This is a genomic window from Enterobacter sp. 6722112, from assembly GCF_058661685.1.
Genome location: NZ_JBZWGR010000007.1, coordinates 3,986,436 through 4,006,639, shown reverse-complemented (window position 1 = coordinate 4,006,639; position 20,204 = coordinate 3,986,436). Strand labels below are relative to the sequence as shown.

Below are 20,204 nucleotides of genomic sequence, written 5' to 3'. Positions count from 1 at the left end.
GTGAACAATGGATGCGTTTGTTTTGTTATTCACCCTCGCCATTTTGCTGGCGCTGGGGATGCCGGTGGCCTTCGCCGTCGGGTTAAGCGCCGTGGCGGGGGCGTTGTGGATCGATCTGCCGCTGGAGGCGTTGATGATCCAGATCACCAGCGGGGTGAATAAATTTACCCTGCTGGCGATCCCGTTCTTCATTCTTGCCGGGGCGATCATGGCGGAAGGGGGCATTGCCCGACGGCTGGTCAACTTCGCGTACGTTTTTGTCGGCTTTATTCGCGGCGGGCTGTCGCTGGTGAACATCGTGGCATCAACGTTCTTCGGCGCGATTTCCTGCTCGTCGGTGGCGGATACGGCGTCTATCGGCAGCGTGATGATCCCGGAGATGGAGAAGAAGGGCTATCCGCGCGAATACGCGGCGGCGGTGACGGCCAGCGGGTCGGTGCAGGCGATCCTGATCCCGCCCAGCCACAACTCGGTGATTTACTCCCTGGCGGCAGGGGGAACGGTCTCCATCGCCACGCTGTTTATCGCGGGCGTGCTGCCGGGCCTGCTGCTGGGCGTGAGCCTGATGGTGCTCTGCCTGTGCTTCGCCCGCAAGCGCGGCTATCCGAAAGGGGACAAAATCCCGTTCAGGCAGGCGCTGAAAATCATGCTCGATGCTCTGTGGGGGCTGATGACGGTGGTGATTATCCTCGGCGGGATCTTGTCCGGGATCTTCACGGCGACCGAATCTGCCGCCGTGGCCTGCCTGTGGGCGTTCTTCGTCACCATGTTCATCTACCGCGATTACAAGTGGAATGAGCTGCCGAAGCTAATGTGTCGCACGGTGAAAACCGTCACCATCGTGATGATTTTGATTGGCTTTGCCGCGGCGTTTGGCGCGGTAATGACCTACATGCAGCTGCCGATGCGCATCACCGAATTCTTCACGTCGCTGTCCGATAACAAATACGTGATCCTCATGTACCTCAACATCATGCTGCTGCTGATTGGCACGCTAATGGACATGGCGCCGATCATCCTGATCCTGACCCCGGTACTGCTGCCGGTGACCAACTCGCTGGGGATCGATCCGGTGCATTTCGGAATGATCATGATGGTGAACCTGGGGATTGGGCTGATCACGCCGCCGGTCGGGTCGGTGCTGTTCGTGGCGAGCGCGGTGAGTAAGCAGAAGATCGAGCACGTGGTGCGGGCGATGCTGCCGTTTTACGGTATGTTGCTGGTAGTGCTGGGGATGGTGACATACATCCCGGCGATATCATTGTGGTTGCCGGGGGTGCTAGGGATGCAGTGACGCCGTTTTATGCCGGGTGGCGGCTACGCCTTACCCGGCCTACGGTTACGGTTCGGAGATGTTGTAGGCCCGGTAAGGCGTAGCCGCCACCGGGCATTTTTACCGACGGCGCAACAGCCGCAACGCGTTCGCCGTAACCAGCACCGTAGCCCCCGTATCCGCCAGCACCGCCAGCCACAGTCCGGTCATGCCGAGCAGGGTGGTGACGAGGAATATCCCCTTCAGCCCCAGCGCAATCCCAATGTTCTGGCGGATGTTGGCGCGCGTCGCCCGCGCCAGGCTAATCATCTGCGCCAGCCCGGTCAGGCGGTTGTGCGTCAGCGCCGCGTCGGCGGTCTCCAGCGCCACGTCGGTGCCGCTGCCCATCGCAATGCCGATGGTGGAAGCCTTCATTGCCGGGGCGTCGTTTATCCCGTCCCCGACCATCGCCAGCGGGGCATGACCGTTCAGCTCGGTTACCGCGCTGACTTTATCCGCAGGCAACAATCCGGCCTTAAACTCCAGCCCCAGCTCGCCGGCAATCGCCGCCGCCGCACGCGGGTTATCACCGGTCAGGATCACGCCCTGTACCCCCAGCCTGTGCAGCGCGTCGACGGCGTCTTTCGCATCGTCACGCAGGGTGTCGCGCAGCGCCAGCATGCCCATCGGTACACCGTCCTGCATCACGGCAACGACCGTCTGCCCGGCCTGCTCTAATGCCTCAACCTGTGGATTCGGGAACGCGCCTGCCGCGGCGATCAGCACTTTTTTGCCTTCGACCACAGCCTCAATCCCTGACCCGACCAGCGCTCGCTGGGCGGTTGCCGGAGGGATGGTCAGCCCGCGCCCCTTCGCTTCACGCACAATCGCCTGCGCCAGAGGGTGGGTGGAGCCCTGTTCAACGGCGGCGGCCAGTATAAGCAACTCGTCTTCACTGATGTCCTGCGGATACACGCCGGTCACCTGCGGCTTGCCGACGGTCAGCGTGCCGGTTTTATCGAAGGCGATGTGCTGAATCTGGCTCAGCTGTTCCAGCGCCGCGCCGCCCTTAATCAGCGCCCCGCGACGTGCCGCCGCCGCCAGCCCTGAGGTAATCGCCGCCGGGGTGGAGATCACCAGCGCACACGGACAGCCGATCAGCAGCAGCGTCAGCCCTTTGTAAATCCAGCCCTCCCACGGCGCGCCGAAGAACAGCGGCGGGACGACGGTGACCAGCAGCGCCACCAGCATGATGGCGGGGGTGTAAATCCGGCTGAAGCGATCGAAAAAGCGTTCTACCGGCGCGCGGCGCTCCTCGGCTTCTTCTATCAGCCTGAGGATGCGGTCGATGGCGCTGTCGCCCGGTTCGGAAAGGACCGTCAACTGCACCAGTCGGTCGACGCTGGTGGCGCCCGCAGGCACCTTTTCACCTGCCGCGCGCGCTACCGGGATGGATTCCCCGGTCAGGGCGCTTTCGTCAAAGCTCGCGGTGGCGGTAATGAGGGCCCCATCGGCTGGCAGACGTCCGCCTGCGGGCACTTCAATCACGTCGCCCGGGCGCAGGGTATTGATGGCGACCGTTTCACGCTGACCATGAATAACCCGCGTGGCGGTTTCCGGCTTCAGCGCCATCAGCGCGCTCACCCCTTTACGCGCCCGGCTCGCCGCCCAGCCCTCAAGGCGTTCGCCAATTAAGAACAGCAGCAGCACCATCGCCGCTTCGGCCGTCGCGCCAATAAACAGCGCCCCGATAGCCGCCACGCTCATCAGCGTTTCGATGGCAAACCAGCTGCCGCTTCTCATCAGACGCAGCGCCTGACGCGCAATCGGGAACAGGCCAACCAGCGTGGTGGCGATAAACGCCAGGTTGCCGAACGGGTGGTTGATTTGCTCCAGCCCCCAGCTCAGGGCCATCATGATGATGAGGGTAATGAGCGGCAGATTTTCTTTTAGCGGGGACGTTTTTTCTGCGGGCGCCGTTTCGCTGCGCAGGGTATAACCCGCTTTGCTGACGGCGGCTTCAACCTGTCTGCTGACGTCGTTTTCGGCGCTGACCAGCAGCTTTTCGGTAGCGAACAGCACCTGAACGTGTTTCACACCCGGCACCTGCTTCACCGCATTTTCCACTTTGCGGGCGCAGGCCGCGCAGTCCATGCCGTTGACCACCCAGCTGTAGTGATTGCCGTTTTCAGGCAGCGCTTCGGTCCGGGTTTCGCACGCGCCCTCGCAGCAGCATTCCTCTTTTGGCGGAACCGGGCTGAGCTTAAGTGCCGAGAATTGGGGAACTTTTTTAGGTATTTCTGGAGTCGACATGGCAGTCTCCGGTAATGATAATTTTCTCATTAACCGCAGCATACACTCTGGAGTCGACTCCAGAGTCAAGCGTTATTTAGATATACAGCGAACGCACAATCAGGAAGTGTCCGGCAAAGTAACAGGCGGCGGAAATCGCATTATCCGCACGGAAGCGGCGGCGATAGTGGCTGCCCAGCCAGACGATATTACCCAACAGCAACAGTGCGGCACCGAAGAACGCAGACATTGCCGGAGCGGTCGGACGGAAGAACCACAGCTCGCCCGCCAGCCACACCATCACCAGCGTCATGGCGATAAACGTACAGACCGGGAGACGCATCTCTTCCAGACGCGACCAGATCACCGCGATCAGCAGGGCGCCAATCACCAGCAGCACCAGCGGCAGCGGCCAGAAGAAGGAGAGCGTCATCTGGCTGGCAAAGTAGATGGTATAGAGCAGATGCGACAGGAAGAACGCCCCCACGGCGTACAGCAGGCGCTGGCGCGGCAGCAGGGTTAAGGCATCGCCAATCAGGGAAGCACATAGCCCCGCGAGGACAAGATAGCTAACGGCGTTAAACATCGGGGCCTGCCAGGCAAGCAACAGCAGGAGTAATAGCGTGACGGGTTTAAACAACCAGCGCTGCCAGGCTGGGCCACGGTAAGACGCATCGACGTAAAGCCATGCGGAAAAACAGACAGCGATAAATGACCAAAGCATATTAACTCCCTGTAACTGTTGAGGCTGAATGATCAGTTCCTGATCCAGTGTAGTGACGCGAGCGGGCGTTTGGCAATGCCGGGGCAGGCGAGGTATCCTGAATTCCGCATAATCTGATGGGATTTTTCAATGAGCAAGATGCCGCTGTTTTTCATTATCGTGGTGGCGATTATCGTCATTGCCGCCTCGTTTCGCTTCGTGCAGCAGCGCCGTGAGAAGGCCGACAATGACGCCGCGCCGCTGATGCAAAAGCGCGTGGTGGTGACGAACAAGCGTGAGAAGCCGCTTAATGACCGCCGCTCCCGCCAGCAGCAGGTGACGCCTGCGGGCACAACGATGCGCTATGAAGCGAGCTTTAAGCCGGAAACCGGCGGGCTGGAGATGACCTTCCGCCTGGAGGCGCAGCAGTACCACCAGCTGACGGTGGGGGAGAAAGGCACGCTGAGTTACAAAGGGTCGCGGTTTGAAGGTTTTGAACCGGAGCTGTAATTTTCCCCTCACCCCGGCCCTCTCCCAAGGGGAGAGGGTGTAATCGTCCCCTCTCCCCTTGGGAGAGGGTTAGGGTGAGGGGCCTACTTCTTCACCTGCGCCTTAAACTTCTTCATCCACACCAGCAGCTCAAACACGCCGAAAATAAACACCCGCAGCTGCTGCCAGCCGGTCATCGGTGGGCCATCTTTAGGCAGACCGTTTTTCAGCATCACCATCTGCAAGGCATGCATGAACGCGGTAAAAATCAGCGCCACGTTAATAAAGATATTCAGCGGACGCGGGAACGGGTGCACCAGATTCAAAATCAAAAATGCCCAGACGCACAGCATCAGCACGCGCCCTACGTTAATCAGTACTGGCATCGGATCCTCCTTGTGCCTGACGGTGATACAGACGATAAGCCACCTGGCCGGCGACCTTCTCGCGGTGTAGATCCCAGTGAACGGGAACGGGCGGCAGGCCATTTTCCACTTCGCTTTCAACGTAAATCAGCGCGTCGTCTGCCAGCCAGCCATTTTTTTCCAGCAACGATAATGTCTCTTCCAGCAGCCCTTTACGGAACGGCGGGTCAACAAACACCACGTTGAACGGCGTCCCCTGTTGGGCGAGGAAGCTCAGCGTGTTGGTATTCACCACTTTCGCGTTGGTTGCCTTCAGCGTAGCCAGATTTTGCTGCAATGTCTGCGCGACGCCGCGCTCCATCTCCAGCAGCGTGGCGCTGGCGGCATAACGCGACAGCGCTTCCAGCCCCAATGCACCGCTTCCGGCGAAGCAGTCCAGGCAGTTGGCGTCTACCATAGACGGGGCGAGCCAGTTAAACAGCGTCTCGCGAACGCGGTCCGTGGTGGGGCGTAAACCGGGGCTGTCCGGCACCGGTAATTTCCGGCCTCGCCACTGACCGCCGATAATGCGAATTTGACCGGCCGGGGCGCGGGTGGGTTTCTTCATCTCAGGAAAGCTCTGTTAACCATTGCCCTGCGATTGCGGGCGGTGATGTCAATTAAGTAAAGTGTTAGACTATTTCATCATTTTTTTAGCTTCCCTGTATATAGCGCCGCGAGGAGTGTAGTCGCAGATGGCAAAACAAAAAAAACGTGGCTTCTTTTCCTGGTTGGGTTTCGGTGAAAAAGAGCAAGAAACAGAACAGAAAACCGAAGAACAGCAGGTTGTAGAAGAGCCGTCACAGCCTGAAACGCCTGTCGAAACCGCTGCGGTTGTCGAAGCGGAAGAGCCAGCCCACAGCAAAGAAGAGATTGAATCCTTTGCCGAAGAGGTGGTTGAGGTTACTGAACAGGTTCAGGAGAGCGAAAAACCAGAGCCGGTTATCGTTGAAACCCTTAACGAAGCGCCGCAGGCCACTATCGAACACGAAGAGCTGCCGCTGCCGGAAGAGGTGAAAGCTGAAGAGGTTTCTGCCGAAGAGTGGCAGGCCGAAGCGGAAACCGTTGAAATTGTTGAGGCGGTGGAAGAAGAAGCGGCCCTTGAGCCAGAGTTGACCGACGAAGAGCTGGAAGCCCAGGCGCTGGCGGCGGAAGCGGCTGAAGAAGCGGTCATCGTCGTGCCGGTGGAAGCGCAGGCCGAAGAAGAGATCGTTCAGGAGCAAGAAAAACCGACCAAAGAAGGTTTCTTCGCGCGCCTGAAGCGCAGCCTGCTCAAAACCAAAGAAAACTTAGGTTCCGGATTTATCAGTCTGTTCCGCGGCAAAAAGATCGACGACGATCTGTTTGAGGAGCTGGAAGAGCAGCTGCTGATTGCGGACGTGGGCGTGGAAACCACCCGGAAGATCATCGCCAACCTGACCGAAGGGGCGAGCCGCAAACAGCTGCGTGACGCCGAGGCGCTGTACGGCCTGCTGAAAGACGAGATGGGTGAAATTCTCGCAAAAGTTGACGAACCGCTTAATATTGAAGGCAAAATGCCGTTTGTTATCCTGATGGTTGGCGTCAACGGCGTGGGCAAAACCACCACCATCGGCAAGCTGGCGCGCCAGTTTGAGCAGCAGGGCAAATCGGTGATGCTGGCGGCGGGCGATACCTTCCGTGCGGCAGCGGTGGAACAGCTTCAGGTGTGGGGCCAGCGCAACAATATTCCGGTTATTGCTCAGCACACCGGCGCGGATTCCGCGTCCGTGATTTTCGATGCCATCCAGGCGGCGAAGTCGCGTAACGTGGACGTGCTGATTGCGGATACCGCAGGGCGTTTGCAGAACAAATCGCACCTGATGGAAGAGCTGAAGAAAATCGTTCGCGTCATGAAGAAGCTGGACGAAGATGCACCGCATGAAATTATGCTGACTATCGATGCCAGCACCGGACAGAACGCCATCAGCCAGGCGAAACTGTTCCATGAAGCGGTAGGACTGACCGGGATCGCGCTGACCAAGCTGGACGGGACCGCGAAAGGCGGGGTGATCTTCTCCGTGGCCGACCAGTTCGGCATTCCTATCCGTTACATCGGTGTGGGCGAGCGTATTGAGGATTTACGTCCGTTTAAAGCGGACGACTTTATTGAGGCACTATTTGCCCGAGAGGACTAACAATGATTCGCTTTGAACACGTCAGCAAGGCCTATCTCGGCGGGAGACAAGCGCTACAGGGGGTGACATTCCACCTCCAGCCAGGCGAGATGGCATTCCTGACCGGCCATTCCGGCGCGGGGAAAAGTACCCTGCTCAAGCTGATCTGTGGGATCGAGCGGCCAAGCGCCGGGAAAATCTGGTTCAGCGGCCATGAAATTAGCCGTCTTAAGAACCGTGAAGTGCCGTTCCTGCGTCGTCAGATTGGCATGATTTTCCAGGATCACCACCTGCTGATGGATCGCACGGTTTTCGATAACGTCGCGATCCCGCTGATTATTGCTGGCGCCAGTTACGATGATATCCGCCGTCGCGTTTCGGCGGCGCTGGATAAGGTCGGGCTGCTGGACAAAGCGAAGAACTTCCCGATCCAGCTCTCCGGCGGTGAGCAGCAGCGCGTGGGTATCGCCCGCGCGGTAGTGAACAAGCCTGCCGTTTTGCTGGCGGATGAACCGACCGGTAACCTGGACGATGCTCTCTCTGAAGGGATCCTGCGTCTGTTTGAGGAATTTAACCGCGTGGGGGTCACGGTACTGATGGCGACGCACGACATGGGGCTGATCTCCCGCCGTTCGTACCGCATGCTGACCCTGAGCGACGGGCATTTGCACGGAGGCCACGGTGAATAAGCGTGATGCAATGAACCAGATTCGGCAGTTCAGCAACCGGTTTGACCGTTTCCGCAAGCCTCAGGGCGGCGGGGACGGCAATCGCAATGCGCCTAAGCGTGCCAAAGCGGCACCGAAACCGAACTCCCGCAAAACCAACGTCTTTAACGAGCAGGTGCGGTACGCCTTCCAGGGCGCGTTGCAGGATCTGAAAAGCAAACCGCTGGCGACGTTCCTGACGGTGATGGTGATTGCCATCTCCCTGACGCTGCCCAGCGTCTGCTACATGGTTTACAAAAACGTAAACCAGGCGGCGTCCCAGTACTATCCGTCGCCGCAGATCACCGTTTATCTGGATAAAGCCCTCGACGATAACGCGGCGGCTCAGGTGGTGGGGCAGATTCAGGCCGAGCAGGGCGTGGAGAAGGTGAACTATCTTTCCCGCGATGAAGCGCTGGGTGAGTTCCGCAACTGGTCCGGATTCGGCGGCGCGCTGGATATGCTTGAAGAGAACCCGCTGCCCGCCGTGGCGGTGGTGATCCCGAAACTCGATTTCCAGGGCACGGATTCGCTCAACACCCTGCGCGACCGCATTACCCGCATTAACGGGATTGATGAAGTGCGCATGGACGACAGCTGGTTTGCCCGTCTTGCCGCCCTGACCGGGCTGGTAGGACGCGTGTCGGCGATGATCGGCGTGCTGATGGTGGCGGCGGTGTTCCTCGTCATCGGTAATAGCGTGCGCCTGAGCATCTTCGCCCGTCGCGATACCATCAACGTGCAGAAACTGATTGGCGCAACGGATGGTTTCATCCTCCGCCCGTTCCTTTACGGCGGCGCGTTATTAGGTTTTTCTGGTGCATTTCTTTCATTGATATTGTCAGAAATTTTGGTGATGCGGCTGTCGTCTGCCGTGACTGAAGTGGCGCAGGTTTTCGGAACTAAGTTTGATATCAGTGGCTTAGGGTTCGATGAGTGCCTGCTGTTGCTGCTGGTGTGCTCCATGATCGGCTGGGTGGCGGCATGGCTGGCAACGGTTCAACATTTACGCCACTTTACTCCCGACTAATAAAAGCGTGATATAATCTTTCCCTGCACCGAGATGTTCGCTTGCAGGGAAAGCGTCCCTGTTGTCTCTTCCCCTGTAATCATCTTCATGTCACATTTTGTGCGTAATTTATTCACTGTTGCACCTGGAACTTGTGGATAAAATCACTGTCTGATAAAAGAGTGAATGCTAATCTCGTTGCTCAAACGCTTTGGCATGGTTGTTGCCTGACGGGGACAACCTGGACCAGAAGAAACATTGAGAGGAATGAATGACCAAAGAAATGCAAACTTTAGCTTTAGCCCCTGTTGGTAACCTGGAATCTTACATCCGGGCTGCGAACACCTGGCCGATGTTAACGGCTGAGGAAGAAAAGGAGCTTGCTGAAAAGCTGCATTACCAGGGCGATCTGGAAGCAGCTAAAACGCTGATCCTGTCTCACCTGCGCTTTGTTGTTCACGTTGCTCGTAATTATGCGGGCTACGGCCTGCCGCAGGCGGACCTGATTCAGGAAGGTAACATTGGCCTGATGAAGGCGGTACGTCGCTTTAACCCGGAAGTGGGTGTGCGACTCGTCTCCTTCGCCGTGCACTGGATCAAAGCGGAAATTCACGAATACGTCCTGCGTAACTGGCGTATTGTGAAAGTCGCCACGACGAAAGCGCAGCGCAAACTGTTCTTCAACCTGCGTAAAACCAAGCAGCGTCTGGGCTGGTTCAATCAGGATGAAGTGGAAATGGTGGCGCGCGAGCTGGGCGTTTCCAGCAAAGACGTCCGCGAGATGGAATCCCGTATGGCCGCGCAGGACATGACGTTTGATATGTCTGCCGACGACGACGCATCCGACAGCCAGCCGATGGCCCCGGTTCTGTATCTACAGGATAAAACCTCTAACTTTGCTGACGGCATTGAAGAGGATAACTGGGAAGACCAGGCGGCGAACAAGCTGACCTTCGCGATGGAAGGCCTCGACGAGCGTAGCCAGGATATTATCCGTGCCCGCTGGCTGGACGAAGATAACAAGTCCACGTTGCAGGAACTGGCCGACCGCTACGGCGTCTCCGCTGAACGTGTGCGTCAGCTTGAGAAAAACGCCATGAAAAAACTTCGCGCCGCTATCGAAGCGTAATTTCCGCGAAGTACACCGAGAACCCTCGAATGCAAATTCGGGGGTTTTGTTTTTTTAGCGCCCGCTCTGGCGAATTTCTTCCCCCTGGCAAACACTTACTGATGCGCTAAGCAGGCGACTTTCAGAGGGTGACAGGGTGAAAAATAACGAACTGAACGACCGGCGTTTACAGGCGACGCCGCGCGGTATCGGCGTCATGTGTAACTTCTATGCCGATAAAGCCGAAAACGCCACGGTGTGGGACGTGGAAGGTAACGAGTATATTGATTTTGCCGCCGGGATCGCCGTGCTGAATACCGGGCATCGTCATCCTAAAGTTATCGCCGCCATCGAAAAACAGCTTCACGCCTTTACCCATACCGCTTATCAAATCGTCCCCTATGAAGGTTATGTGGCGCTTGCCGAGCGCATCAACCAGCGCGTACCCATAGAGGGGCCAGCCAAAACCGCCTTCTTCTCAACGGGGGCGGAAGCGGTCGAAAACGCGGTGAAAATCGCCCGCGCGTACACCAGACGTCCCGGCCTTATCACCTTCGGCGGCGCGTTCCACGGCCGTACCTTTATGACCATGGCGATGACCGGCAAAGTGGCGCCCTATAAGCTCGGCTTCGGCCCGTTCCCCGGCTCGGTGTACCACGCGCAATTCCCCAACAGCCTGCACGGGGTTAGTACCGCCGAAGCGCTAAAAAGCCTGGAGCGCATCTTCAAAGCCGATATCGCGCCCGATCAGGTGGCGGCAATCATTATTGAACCGGTTCAGGGCGAGGGCGGGTTCAACGTCGCGCCCGCTGATTTTATGCAGGCGCTGCGTGCCCTGTGCGATACCCACGGGATTTTACTGATTGCCGACGAAGTGCAAACCGGCTTCGCCCGTACCGGCAAGCTGTTCTCCATGGAAAACCACTGCGTGAAGCCCGATCTGATCACCATGGCGAAAAGCCTGGCGGGCGGGATGCCGCTCTCTGCCGTCTCTGGCCGGGCGGAGGTGATGGATGCGCCCGCCCCGGGCGGGCTGGGCGGAACCTACGCGGGTAACCCGCTGGCGATTGCGGCGGCCCATGCGGTGCTGGATGTGATTGACGAGGACGATCTCTGCACCCGCGCGGCGCATCTCGGGCATCATCTGGTCGAGGTGCTGAATAAAGCGAAGGATGGCTGTCCGTATATCGCCGATATCCGTGGGCAGGGCTCGATGGTGGCGGTAGAATTTACCGATCCGCAAACCGGACAGCCGTCGCCCGAATTTACCCGTCAGGTTCAGGAGCGCGCGTTGAACGAAGGGCTGCTGCTTTTGAGCTGCGGCGTTTACGGCAACGTTATTCGCTTCCTCTACCCGCTCACCATCCCCGAAGCGCAGTTCCGTAAAGCGCTGGATATTATTTCCGCCTCGCTGACACGATAAAGCCAAAAGCCCGGCTGAAATGACAGTTGGGCTTATCATATTTTCATTTCAAATTAGCTATTCCAAAATCATAAAAATGGGGTATGTTTTAGCAGAGTATGCTGAAAAAGCGCGAACAGCACGCCTATAACTGAAATAAAGCGCTACACAACAACATCACAACAATCGTTATAACCATAATAATGGGGAATCTCAGGATGAACATGAAGGGTAAAGCGTTACTGGCAGGATGTATCGCGTTGGCATTCAGCACTATGGCCCAGGCCGATATTAAAGTGGCCGTGGTGGGCGCGATGTCCGGTCCGGTAGCACAGTACGGCGACCAGGAATTTACCGGCGCGGAACAGGCGGTTGCAGACATTAATGCTAAGGGCGGCATCAAGGGCGAAAAGCTGCAAATCGTAAAATATGACGATGCCTGTGACCCGAAACAGGCGGTCGCGGTGGCGAACAAAGTGGTCAACGACGGGATTAAATACGTTATCGGTCACCTGTGCTCCTCTTCCACCCAGCCCGCGTCTGACATCTACGAAGACGAAGGCATTCTGATGATCACGCCGGCCGCGACGGCGCCAGAGCTGACCGCGCGCGGCTATAAGCTGATCCTGCGTACCACCGGTCTGGACTCCGATCAGGGGCCAACCGCCGCGAAATACATCGTGGAAAAAGTGAAGCCGCAGCGCATCGCGATTGTTCATGACAAACAGCAGTACGGCGAAGGCCTGGCCCGTGCGGTGCAGGATAACCTGAAAAAAGCGAACGCCAACGTGGTGTTCTTTGACGGTATCACCGCCGGTGAGAAAGACTTCTCGACCCTGGTCGCGCGTCTGAAGAAAGAAAATATCGATTTCGTTTACTACGGCGGCTACCACCCGGAAATGGGGCAGATCCTGCGCCAGGCGCGTGCGGCGGGTCTGAAGACGCAGTTCATGGGGCCAGAAGGTGTCGCGAACGTTTCACTGTCTAATATCGCGGGTGAATCCGCTGAAGGGCTGCTGGTGACCAAACCGAAGAACTACGACCAGGTGCCTGCGAACAAACCTGTTGTCGATGCCATCAAGGCGAAGAAACAGGATCCAAGTGGTGCGTTCGTCTGGACCACCTACGCAGCGTTGCAGTCTCTGCAAGCGGGCCTGAACCAGTCAGCCGATCCGGCGGAGATTGCCACCTGGCTGAAAGCGAACTCGGTGGAAACCGTGATGGGGCCGCTGTCCTGGGATGAGAAGGGCGATTTGAAGGGCTTCGAGTTCGGCGTGTTTGACTGGCATGCCAACGGCACGGCGACTGACGCAAAATAAACGCAAAAAGGCAACGCAAGTTGCCTTTTTTAATGTTTTCTCCCTCTCCCCGTGGGAGAGGGCCGGGGTGAGGGCATCAGCCCGCTCAGCCCTCTTTTGCCCGGTGGCGCTTCGCTTACCGGGCCTACTATGAGCACCTCGCAGCCGCCACCCGGCTTTCTTTTAGCGCTTCTCCCACCCGTTCGCCTGCGCCGTAAATCCCAACGCCTGCATAAACGCCGCCATCACGCCGCGATCCTCTACGCCCACGTCGGCCATCCACCAGGAGGTTACGCTCGGGTTTTCGCGGATCACCTCTTCAATCAAATACTGCCCGACCCCGCGACGACGGGTCACGTCGCGCACGCGCAGGGAGTCCAGCGCCCCTTCCGTGCCGCTCAGCGTTACGCGGACGGCGGCCAGCAGACGTTCATTAAAACGCGCGGCATAGATGCGGTGGTTTTCATCGACGGCCAGCGATGAAGGGGAATATTCCGGCCAGATCTTGCCCAGGTCGATACGATCCTGGTCGCTAAAGGTCACCAGACGCACGATAGTCAGTTTCATTAGCTGCTTGTCCAAATCAAAAAGAGTAGGGCCAGTGTACTCAATTTATTTGCTCAGGCACTTTCTCTTTTTCTTCCCATTTACCAGGTGATTAGTTTTTTGGCAGCGCGATGGGCAGTTTGAAAACACATGGATCGAAAAATAAGCAGAATTTTAACCTGAAGGGCAGTGATTTATTCGGCGCTTTGTACCGTTATTTTATGCTGCAAACCGCGCTTTTATTTGTTTATCTCCGCCTAATTTCAGAATATTATCTTTGCTTAATCGCCTGAAAAATAGAGATTTTAGTCTGGTTTTTGACAAAAAACTGCGCTAAACCATTAAAGGCACTGGTAAAAATAGCGTTGTTCATAAAAAGTACAGAATGCTTTTTAACCATAATAAAACAAAATATAAACATGACATCACGAATGGGGATTCAGAGATGAAAAGGAACGCGAAGACGTTAATCGCGGGGATGGTCGCACTGTCGATCTCGCATGCCGCTATGGCAGACGACATTAAAGTTGCGGTAGTGGGGGCGATGTCCGGCCCTGTTGCCCAGTGGGGTGACATGGAGTTCAACGGCGCGCGTCAGGCCATCAAAGATATCAACGCCAAAGGCGGCATCAAAGGCGACAAGCTGGTAGGCGTGGAGTATGACGACGCCTGCGATCCTAAACAGGCCGTCGCGGTCGCCAACAAAATCGTTAACGACGGTATCCAGTACGTCATCGGGCACCTGTGTTCTTCCTCCACGCAGCCTGCGTCTGATATCTACGAAGACGAAGGCATTCTGATGATCACCCCGGGTGCCACCAACCCGGAACTGACCCAGCGCGGCTACCAGCACATCATGCGTACCGCCGGTCTGGACTCCTCTCAGGGGCCAACCGCCGCCAAATACATCCTCGAAACCGTTAAGCCGCAGCGTATCGCCATCATTCATGATAAGCAGCAGTACGGCGAAGGCCTGGCGCGTTCCGTGCAGGATGGCCTGAAAAAAGGCGGCGCAAACATCGTCTTCTTCGACGGCATTACCGCTGGTGAGAAAGACTTCTCCGCGCTGATCGCCCGCCTGCAAAAAGAGAATATCGACTTCGTTTACTACGGCGGCTACTACCCGGAAATGGGGCAGATGCTGCGCCAGGCGCGCGCCACCGGCCTGAAAACCCAGTTTATGGGGCCAGAGGGCGTCGGTAATGCCTCCCTGTCCAACATCGCGGGCGATTCTGCCGAAGGCATGCTGGTGACGATGCCAAAACGCTATGACCAGGATCCGGCGAATAAGGCTATCGTGGATGCGCTCAAGGCGCAGAAGAAAGATCCGAGCGGTCCGTACGTCTGGATCACCTACGCGGCCGTGCAGTCTCTGGCCACCGCGCTGGACCGTACCGGCAGTAAAGAGCCGCTGGATCTGGTGAAAGATTTAAAAGCACACGGGGCGAACACCGTGATTGGGCCGCTGAACTGGGATGAGAAAGGCGATCTGAAGGGATTTGAGTTTGGTGTCTTTAAGTGGCACGCCGACGGGTCTTCCTCGGTCGCCAAATAATCATCCCACCGCCCGGCTCACCGGGCGGGTATAAAAAGGTTTTCTTATGTCCGAGCAGTTTCTCTACTTCTTGCAGCAGATGTTTAACGGCGTCACGCTGGGAAGCACCTACGCGCTGATCGCCATCGGCTACACGATGGTTTACGGCATTATCGGCATGATCAACTTCGCCCACGGCGAGGTGTACATGATCGGTAGCTACGTCTCCTTTATGATTATCGCCGCGCTGATGATGATGGGCATCGACAGCAGCTGGCTGCTGGTGGCCGCCGGGTTTGTCGGCGCGATTGTGATCGCCAGCGCCTACGGCTGGAGTATTGAACGGGTGGCCTACCGGCCGGTGCGCAGCTCCAAACGCCTGATCGCGCTGATCTCCGCCATCGGTATGTCCATTTTCCTGCAAAACTACGTCAGCCTGACCGAAGGTTCACGCGACGTGGCGCTGCCAAGCCTGTTTAACGGCCAGTGGATTGTGGGGGCCAGCGAAAACTTCTCTGCCACCATCACCACCATGCAGCTGGTTATCTGGGTTGTGACCTTTATTGCCATGCTGGCCCTGACCCTGTTCATCCGCTACTCCCGCATGGGACGCGCCTGCCGCGCCTGCGCGGAAGATCTGAAGATGGCGAGCCTGCTCGGGATTAACACCGACCGCGTGATTGCCCTGACCTTCGTGATCGGCGCAGCGATGGCGGCGGTGGCTGGCGTGTTGCTCGGCCAGTTCTACGGCGTAATCAACCCGTACATCGGCTTTATGGCCGGGATGAAAGCCTTCACCGCGGCGGTACTGGGCGGCATCGGCAGCATTCCGGGCGCGATGATCGGCGGCCTGATCCTGGGCGTGGCCGAAGCGCTCTCCTCGGCGTACCTGAGCACCGAATATAAAGATGTGGTGTCGTTTGCCCTGCTGATTCTGGTGCTGCTGGTCATGCCTACCGGTATTCTGGGCCGTCCGGAGGTAGAGAAAGTATGAAACCGATGCATTTTGCGATGGCGCTGCTCTCTGCCGCCATGTTCTTCGTCCTGGCGGGCGTCTTTATGGGCGTCCAGTTAGGACTGGACGGCACGAAGCTGGTGGTGGATACCGCTCCCGACATCCGCTGGCAGTGGGTGTTTATCGGCACCGCTGTGGTGTTCCTGTTCCAGCTGTTGCGTCCGCTGTTCCAGAAGACGCTGAAAAACGTCTCCGGGCCGAAATTCGTCCTGCCGGCGATCGACGGTACAACGGTGAAACAGAAGCTGTTCCTTGTGGCGCTGCTGGTGGCTGCCGTGGCGTGGCCGTTTATGGTCTCGCGCGGGACGGTGGATATTGCCACCCTGACCATGATCTACGTGATTCTGGGGCTCGGTCTGAACGTGGTGGTGGGGCTGTCTGGCCTGCTGGTGCTGGGCTACGGCGGGTTCTACGCCATCGGCGCGTACACCTTCGCGCTGCTGAACCACTATTACGGCCTCGGCTTCTGGACCTGTCTGCCGCTGGCGGGGCTGGTCTCTGCCGCGGCGGGCTTCCTGCTCGGCTTCCCGGTGCTGCGCCTGCGCGGTGACTATCTGGCGATTGTGACCTTAGGCTTCGGCGAAATCGTCCGTATTCTGCTGCTCAACAATACCGAAGTGACCGGCGGTCCGAACGGCATCAGCCAGATCCCGAAACCGACCTTCTTCGGCCTGGAGTTCAGCCGTACCGCCCGTGAAGGCGGCTGGGATACCTTCAGCAATTTCTTTGGCATCAAGTACGATCCGTCCGACCGCGTGATCTGGCTCTATCTGGTGGCGCTGCTGCTGGTGGTGATTACCCTGTTCGTGATCAACCGTCTGCTGCGCATGCCGCTGGGCCGCGCCTGGGAAGCGCTGCGCGAAGATGAAATCGCCTGCCGCTCCCTGGGCCTGAACCCGACCCGCATCAAGCTGACCGCATTTACCATCAGCGCCGCGTTTGCCGGTTTCGCCGGGACGCTGTTTGCCGCACGTCAGGGCTTCGTCAGCCCGGAATCGTTCACCTTTGCCGAATCCGCCTTTGTGCTGGCGATTGTGGTGCTCGGCGGAATGGGCTCGCAGTTCGCCGTGATCCTCGCGGCTATCCTGCTGGTGGTCTCCCGCGAGCTGATGCGCGACTTTAACGAATACAGCATGTTAATGCTGGGTGGTTTGATGGTGCTGATGATGATCTGGCGTCCGCAGGGTCTGCTGCCGATGACCCGTCCACAGCTGAAGCTGAAACGCACACAGGCGAAAGGAGAGCAGGCATGAAGCCTTTATTATCCGTTAACGGCCTGATGATGCGCTTTGGCGGCCTGCTGGCGGTCAACAATGTGAATCTGGATCTGCACAAGAAAGAGATTGTCTCCCTGATTGGCCCGAACGGCGCGGGAAAAACCACGGTCTTTAACTGTTTGACCGGCTTCTACAAGCCGACGGGCGGCACCATCATGCTGCGCGACCAGCACCTTGAAGGGCTGCCGGGCCAGCAGATTGCCCGCATGGGCGTGGTGCGCACCTTCCAGCACGTGCGTCTGTTCCGCGAGATGACGGTGATTGAGAACCTGCTGGTGGCACAGCATCAGCAGCTGAAAACCGGGCTGTTCTCCGGCCTGCTGAAAACCCCGGCCTTTCGCCGCACGCAGGAGGAGGCGCTCGACCGCGCCGCGACCTGGCTCGACCGTATCGGCCTGCTCCAGCACGCCAACCGCCAGGCGAGCAACCTCGCTTACGGGGATCAGCGTCGCCTTGAGATCGTGCGCTGCATGGTGACCCAGCCGGAGATCCTGATGCTCGACGAACCAGCGGCAGGTCTCAATCCGAAAGAGACCAAAGAGCTGGACGAGCTGATTGCCGAGCTGCGCGACCATCACGACACCACCATCCTGCTGATTGAGCATGACATGAAGCTGGTGATGGGCATTTCGGACCGTATCTACGTGGTAAACCAGGGCACGCCGCTGGCAAACGGCACGCCGGAAGAGATCCGCAACAACCCGGACGTGATCCGCGCATACCTTGGTGAGGCATAAGATGGAAAAAGCGATGTTAACGTTCGACAAGGTCAACGCGCACTACGGCAAGATCCAGGCGCTGCACGACGTCAGCCTGCACATCAATCAGGGCGAAATCGTCACCCTGATTGGCGCCAACGGCGCGGGTAAAACCACGCTGCTCGGCACCCTGTGCGGCGACCCGCGCGCCACCAGCGGGCGGATTGTGTTTGACGGCAAAGATATTACCGACTGGCAGACGGCTAAGATCATGCGTGAAGCGGTGGCGATTGTCCCGGAAGGGCGCCGCGTATTCTCCCGCATGACGGTGGAAGAGAACCTGGCGATGGGCGGTTTCTTCGCCCATCGGGATGAATTCCAGACCCGCATCAAGTGGGTGTACGAACTCTTCCCGCGCCTGTGGGAGCGTCGTATTCAGCGAGCGGGCACCATGTCCGGTGGCGAGCAGCAGATGCTGGCGATTGGCCGCGCGCTGATGAGCCAGCCGCGCCTGCTGCTGCTGGACGAGCCGTCGCTTGGTCTTGCGCCGATCATTATCCAGCAGATTTTCGACACCATCGAGCAGCTGCGCAAAGAGGGGATGACCATCTTCCTCGTCGAGCAGAACGCTAACCAGGCGCTGAAGCTCGCTGACCGTGGCTACGTGCTGGAAAACGGGCGCGTGGTGCTCTCCGATACCGGCGATGCGCTGCTGGCGAACGAAGCGGTGCGGAGCGCGTACCTGGGCGGCTGAGCCGTCTGTATTGCCCGGTGGCGCTTACGCTTACCGGGCCTACGGATACCATGTAGGCCGGGCAAGGCGCAGCCGCCACCCGGCTTTTTTCATATTAACCCCCTTCACACAACCATCATCCCCCTGACGCCTGGCTGTCACTTATCTGTAAACAAACAGTTATTTTTCTGTCATTCGAGCATGTCATGTTACCTCGCGAGCATAAAACGCGTGATATCGCGCATCCGGCACAATAAGAGAGATGACAATGACATCGTTACGACACACAGCTTTGGGTCTGGCACTGGGTCTGGCTTTTGCGACGAACGCAATGGCTGTGACCACCATTCCGTTCTGGCATTCCATGGAAGGGGAGTTGGGTAAAGAGGTTGACTCCCTGGCGCAGCGTTTCAACGACACCCACCCGGATTACAAAATTGTGCCGGTGTACAAAGGCAACTACGAGCAGAGCCTGAGCGCGGGCATCGCCGCCTTCCGTACCGGTAACGCGCCTGCGCTGTTACAGGTTTATGAAGTGGGCACCGCCACCATGATGGCCTCCAAAGCCATCAAGCCGGTCTATGAAGTGTTCAAAGAAGCGGGCATTAACTTCGATGAATCCCAGTTCGTACCGACCGTCTCCGGTTATTACACCGATTCCAGAACCGGCCACCTGCTGTCCCAGCCGTTTAACAGCTCCACGCCGGTGCTGTACTACAACAAAGACGCCTTCAAAAAAGCCGGTTTAGATCCGGAGCAGCCGCCAAAAACCTGGCAGGATCTGGCGGAGTACACCGCGAAGCTGAAAGCGGCGGGGATGAAGTGCGGCTACGCCAGCGGCTGGCAGGGCTGGATCCAGATTGAAAACTTCAGCGCCTGGCACGGGCTGCCGGTTGCCACCCAAAATAACGGCTTCGACGGTACCGACGCGGTGCTGGAGTTCAACAAGCCGGAGCAGGTGAAGCACATCGCGCTGCTGGAAGCACTCAACAAGAAGGGCGACTTCAGCTACTTCGGGCGTAAAGACGAATCCACCGAGAAGTTCTACAACGGCGACTGTGCCATTACCACCGCCTCGTCCGGCTCGCTGGCGGATATACGTCACTATGCCAAATTCAACTACGGCGTGGGCATGATGCCGTACGACGCCGACGTGAAGGGCGCGCCGCAAAACGCCATCATCGGCGGGGCGAGCCTGTGGGTGATGCAGGGTAAAGACAACGGCACCTACAAAGGCGTGGCCGAGTTCCTCGACTTCCTGGCGAAGCCGGAAAACGCCGCCGAGTGGCACCAGAAGACCGGCTATCTGCCGATCACCAAAGCCGCGTACGACCTGACCCGCGAGCAGGGCTTCTATAGCAAAAACCCAGGGGCGGACATCGCGACGCGCCAGATGCTGAACAAGCCGCCGTTGCCGTTCACCAAAGGCCTGCGTCTGGGCAACATGCCGCAGATCCGCACCATCGTGGATGAAGAGCTGGAAAGCGTGTGGACCGGTAAGAAAACCCCACAGCAGGCGCTGGACTCTGCGGTAGAGCGCGGAAATCAGCTGCTGCGCCGCTTTGAGCAGTCGACGAAATCGTAATCCGTGATTCGCCCGGT

General features: G+C 58.1%; 19 protein-coding genes. 14 read left to right on the top strand and 5 right to left on the bottom strand.

Translation table 11 applies throughout. The features are described from left to right. Positions 1-7: 7 nt before the first annotated feature. Positions 8-1,294, top strand: coding sequence for a TRAP transporter large permease (locus tag AC4OVU_RS20700; protein WP_491928781.1), 1,287 nt, complete (start codon positions 8-10; stop codon positions 1,292-1,294). A 99-nt stretch (positions 1,295-1,393) separates the two neighbouring features. Here the strand turns inward: AC4OVU_RS20700 and zntA are convergent, their stop codons facing one another. Beyond that, positions 1,394-3,565, bottom strand: coding sequence for a Zn(II)/Cd(II)/Pb(II) translocating P-type ATPase ZntA (gene zntA / locus AC4OVU_RS20695; protein WP_110292453.1), 2,172 nt, complete (start codon positions 3,563-3,565; stop codon positions 1,394-1,396). A gap of 76 nt (positions 3,566-3,641) precedes the next feature. Further along, a complete protein-coding gene (locus AC4OVU_RS20690) occupies positions 3,642-4,268 on the bottom strand; it encodes a lysoplasmalogenase (RefSeq protein WP_003861515.1) in 627 nt (208 codons plus the stop codon). 129 nt (positions 4,269-4,397) lie between these two features. Here AC4OVU_RS20690 and AC4OVU_RS20685 point away from each other — a divergent pair, with 129 nt between their 5' ends. Beyond that, positions 4,398-4,757 carry a DUF2500 domain-containing protein gene (locus AC4OVU_RS20685; protein WP_017384123.1) on the top strand — a complete coding sequence of 120 codons (360 nt, stop codon included), beginning with the start codon at positions 4,398-4,400 and terminating at the stop codon, positions 4,755-4,757. Positions 4,758-4,840: 83 nt separating this feature from the next. Here AC4OVU_RS20685 and AC4OVU_RS20680 read toward each other — a convergent pair whose 3' ends face one another. Together AC4OVU_RS20680 and rsmD are read right to left on the bottom strand one after the other, a co-directional pair. Continuing rightward, positions 4,841-5,122 (bottom strand): DUF1145 family protein, encoded by a 282-nt coding sequence (locus AC4OVU_RS20680; RefSeq protein WP_017384124.1) that lies wholly within the window; start codon positions 5,120-5,122, stop codon positions 4,841-4,843. Continuing rightward, the gene (gene rsmD, locus AC4OVU_RS20675; RefSeq protein ID WP_015571477.1) at positions 5,106-5,708 is read right to left on the bottom strand and encodes a 16S rRNA (guanine(966)-N(2))-methyltransferase; all 603 of its coding nucleotides are present in this window, start codon (positions 5,706-5,708) and stop codon (positions 5,106-5,108) included. Before rsmD ends, AC4OVU_RS20680 begins: the two co-directional genes overlap by 17 nt. A 127-nt stretch (positions 5,709-5,835) precedes the next feature. Here rsmD and ftsY point away from each other — a divergent pair, with 127 nt between their 5' ends. The 6 genes from ftsY to livJ all read left to right on the top strand — a co-directional run bounded on the left by ftsY (position 5,836) and on the right by livJ (position 12,820). Further along, on the top strand, positions 5,836-7,296 hold the full coding sequence (gene ftsY, locus AC4OVU_RS20670) for a signal recognition particle-docking protein FtsY (protein ID WP_015571476.1): 1,461 nt from the start codon (positions 5,836-5,838) through the stop codon (positions 7,294-7,296). 2 nt (positions 7,297-7,298) lie between these two features. Beyond that, positions 7,299-7,964, top strand: a complete 666-nt coding sequence (gene ftsE, locus AC4OVU_RS20665) for a cell division ATP-binding protein FtsE (protein ID WP_006812284.1) — start codon at positions 7,299-7,301, stop codon at positions 7,962-7,964. Continuing rightward, on the top strand, positions 7,957-9,012 hold the full coding sequence (ftsX, locus tag AC4OVU_RS20660; RefSeq protein ID WP_017384126.1) for a permease-like cell division protein FtsX: 1,056 nt from the start codon (positions 7,957-7,959) through the stop codon (positions 9,010-9,012). The genes ftsE and ftsX overlap by 8 nt, the downstream gene beginning before the upstream one ends. Before the next feature lie 250 nt (positions 9,013-9,262). Continuing rightward, positions 9,263-10,120 (top strand): RNA polymerase sigma factor RpoH, encoded by an 858-nt coding sequence (rpoH, locus tag AC4OVU_RS20655; protein WP_000159624.1) that lies wholly within the window; start codon positions 9,263-9,265, stop codon positions 10,118-10,120. A gap of 136 nt (positions 10,121-10,256) precedes the next feature. Further along, complete coding sequence (locus AC4OVU_RS20650) at positions 10,257-11,522, top strand: 4-aminobutyrate--2-oxoglutarate transaminase (RefSeq protein WP_017384127.1); 1,266 nt, start codon at positions 10,257-10,259, stop codon at positions 11,520-11,522. Positions 11,523-11,719: 197 nt separating this feature from the next. Then, positions 11,720-12,820, top strand: coding sequence for a branched chain amino acid ABC transporter substrate-binding protein LivJ (gene livJ, locus AC4OVU_RS20645; protein WP_015571474.1), 1,101 nt, complete (start codon positions 11,720-11,722; stop codon positions 12,818-12,820). Between the two features lie 162 nt (positions 12,821-12,982). Here livJ and panM read toward each other — a convergent pair whose 3' ends face one another. After that, positions 12,983-13,366, bottom strand: coding sequence for an aspartate 1-decarboxylase autocleavage activator PanM (gene panM, locus AC4OVU_RS20640; RefSeq protein WP_015571473.1), 384 nt, complete (start codon positions 13,364-13,366; stop codon positions 12,983-12,985). Between the two features lie 424 nt (positions 13,367-13,790). On the opposite strand from panM, the gene livK reads away from it, so the two are divergent. From livK to ugpB, 6 genes are all read left to right on the top strand, one after another. Beyond that, positions 13,791-14,900: a high-affinity branched-chain amino acid ABC transporter substrate-binding protein LivK gene (gene livK, locus AC4OVU_RS20635; RefSeq protein ID WP_023295547.1), complete on the top strand. Its 1,110-nt coding sequence runs from the start codon at positions 13,791-13,793 to the stop codon at positions 14,898-14,900. Between the two features lie 46 nt (positions 14,901-14,946). Then, positions 14,947-15,873: a high-affinity branched-chain amino acid ABC transporter permease LivH gene (gene livH / locus AC4OVU_RS20630; protein WP_015571470.1), complete on the top strand. Its 927-nt coding sequence runs from the start codon at positions 14,947-14,949 to the stop codon at positions 15,871-15,873. After that, positions 15,870-17,147, top strand: coding sequence for a high-affinity branched-chain amino acid ABC transporter permease LivM (locus AC4OVU_RS20625; RefSeq protein ID WP_003861542.1), 1,278 nt, complete (start codon positions 15,870-15,872; stop codon positions 17,145-17,147). Before livH ends, AC4OVU_RS20625 begins: the two co-directional genes overlap by 4 nt. After that, positions 17,144-17,908, top strand: coding sequence for a high-affinity branched-chain amino acid ABC transporter ATP-binding protein LivG (gene livG / locus AC4OVU_RS20620; protein ID WP_003861544.1), 765 nt, complete (start codon positions 17,144-17,146; stop codon positions 17,906-17,908). The genes AC4OVU_RS20625 and livG overlap by 4 nt, the downstream gene beginning before the upstream one ends. A 1-nt stretch (position 17,909) precedes the next feature. Beyond that, on the top strand, positions 17,910-18,623 hold the full coding sequence (gene livF, locus AC4OVU_RS20615; protein WP_015571469.1) for a high-affinity branched-chain amino acid ABC transporter ATP-binding protein LivF: 714 nt from the start codon (positions 17,910-17,912) through the stop codon (positions 18,621-18,623). A 247-nt stretch (positions 18,624-18,870) separates the two neighbouring features. Beyond that, a complete protein-coding gene (gene ugpB, locus AC4OVU_RS20610) occupies positions 18,871-20,187 on the top strand; it encodes a sn-glycerol-3-phosphate ABC transporter substrate-binding protein UgpB (RefSeq protein WP_045333883.1) in 1,317 nt (438 codons plus the stop codon). The last annotated feature ends 17 nt before the right edge of the window (positions 20,188-20,204 follow it).

Excerpts from the sequence above, each read along its gene's own strand:
- AC4OVU_RS20700 (WP_491928781.1), top strand. The coding sequence starts at position 8 with ATGGATGCGTTTGTTTTGTTATTCACCCTCGCCATTTTGCTGGCGCTG.
- zntA (WP_110292453.1), bottom strand. The coding sequence starts at position 3,565 with ATGTCGACTCCAGAAATACCTAAAAAAGTTCCCCAATTCTCGGCACTT.
- AC4OVU_RS20690 (WP_003861515.1), bottom strand. The coding sequence starts at position 4,268 with ATGCTTTGGTCATTTATCGCTGTCTGTTTTTCCGCATGGCTTTACGTC.
- AC4OVU_RS20685 (WP_017384123.1), top strand. The coding sequence starts at position 4,398 with ATGAGCAAGATGCCGCTGTTTTTCATTATCGTGGTGGCGATTATCGTC.
- AC4OVU_RS20680 (WP_017384124.1), bottom strand. The coding sequence starts at position 5,122 with ATGCCAGTACTGATTAACGTAGGGCGCGTGCTGATGCTGTGCGTCTGG.
- rsmD (WP_015571477.1), bottom strand. The coding sequence starts at position 5,708 with ATGAAGAAACCCACCCGCGCCCCGGCCGGTCAAATTCGCATTATCGGC.
- ftsY (WP_015571476.1), top strand. The coding sequence starts at position 5,836 with ATGGCAAAACAAAAAAAACGTGGCTTCTTTTCCTGGTTGGGTTTCGGT.
- ftsE (WP_006812284.1), top strand. The coding sequence starts at position 7,299 with ATGATTCGCTTTGAACACGTCAGCAAGGCCTATCTCGGCGGGAGACAA.
- rpoH (WP_000159624.1), top strand. The coding sequence starts at position 9,263 with ATGACCAAAGAAATGCAAACTTTAGCTTTAGCCCCTGTTGGTAACCTG.
- livJ (WP_015571474.1), top strand. The coding sequence starts at position 11,720 with ATGAACATGAAGGGTAAAGCGTTACTGGCAGGATGTATCGCGTTGGCA.
- panM (WP_015571473.1), bottom strand. The coding sequence starts at position 13,366 with ATGAAACTGACTATCGTGCGTCTGGTGACCTTTAGCGACCAGGATCGT.
- livK (WP_023295547.1), top strand. The coding sequence starts at position 13,791 with ATGAAAAGGAACGCGAAGACGTTAATCGCGGGGATGGTCGCACTGTCG.
- livH (WP_015571470.1), top strand. The coding sequence starts at position 14,947 with ATGTCCGAGCAGTTTCTCTACTTCTTGCAGCAGATGTTTAACGGCGTC.
- AC4OVU_RS20625 (WP_003861542.1), top strand. The coding sequence starts at position 15,870 with ATGAAACCGATGCATTTTGCGATGGCGCTGCTCTCTGCCGCCATGTTC.
- livG (WP_003861544.1), top strand. The coding sequence starts at position 17,144 with ATGAAGCCTTTATTATCCGTTAACGGCCTGATGATGCGCTTTGGCGGC.
- livF (WP_015571469.1), top strand. The coding sequence starts at position 17,910 with ATGGAAAAAGCGATGTTAACGTTCGACAAGGTCAACGCGCACTACGGC.
- ugpB (WP_045333883.1), top strand. The coding sequence starts at position 18,871 with ATGACATCGTTACGACACACAGCTTTGGGTCTGGCACTGGGTCTGGCT.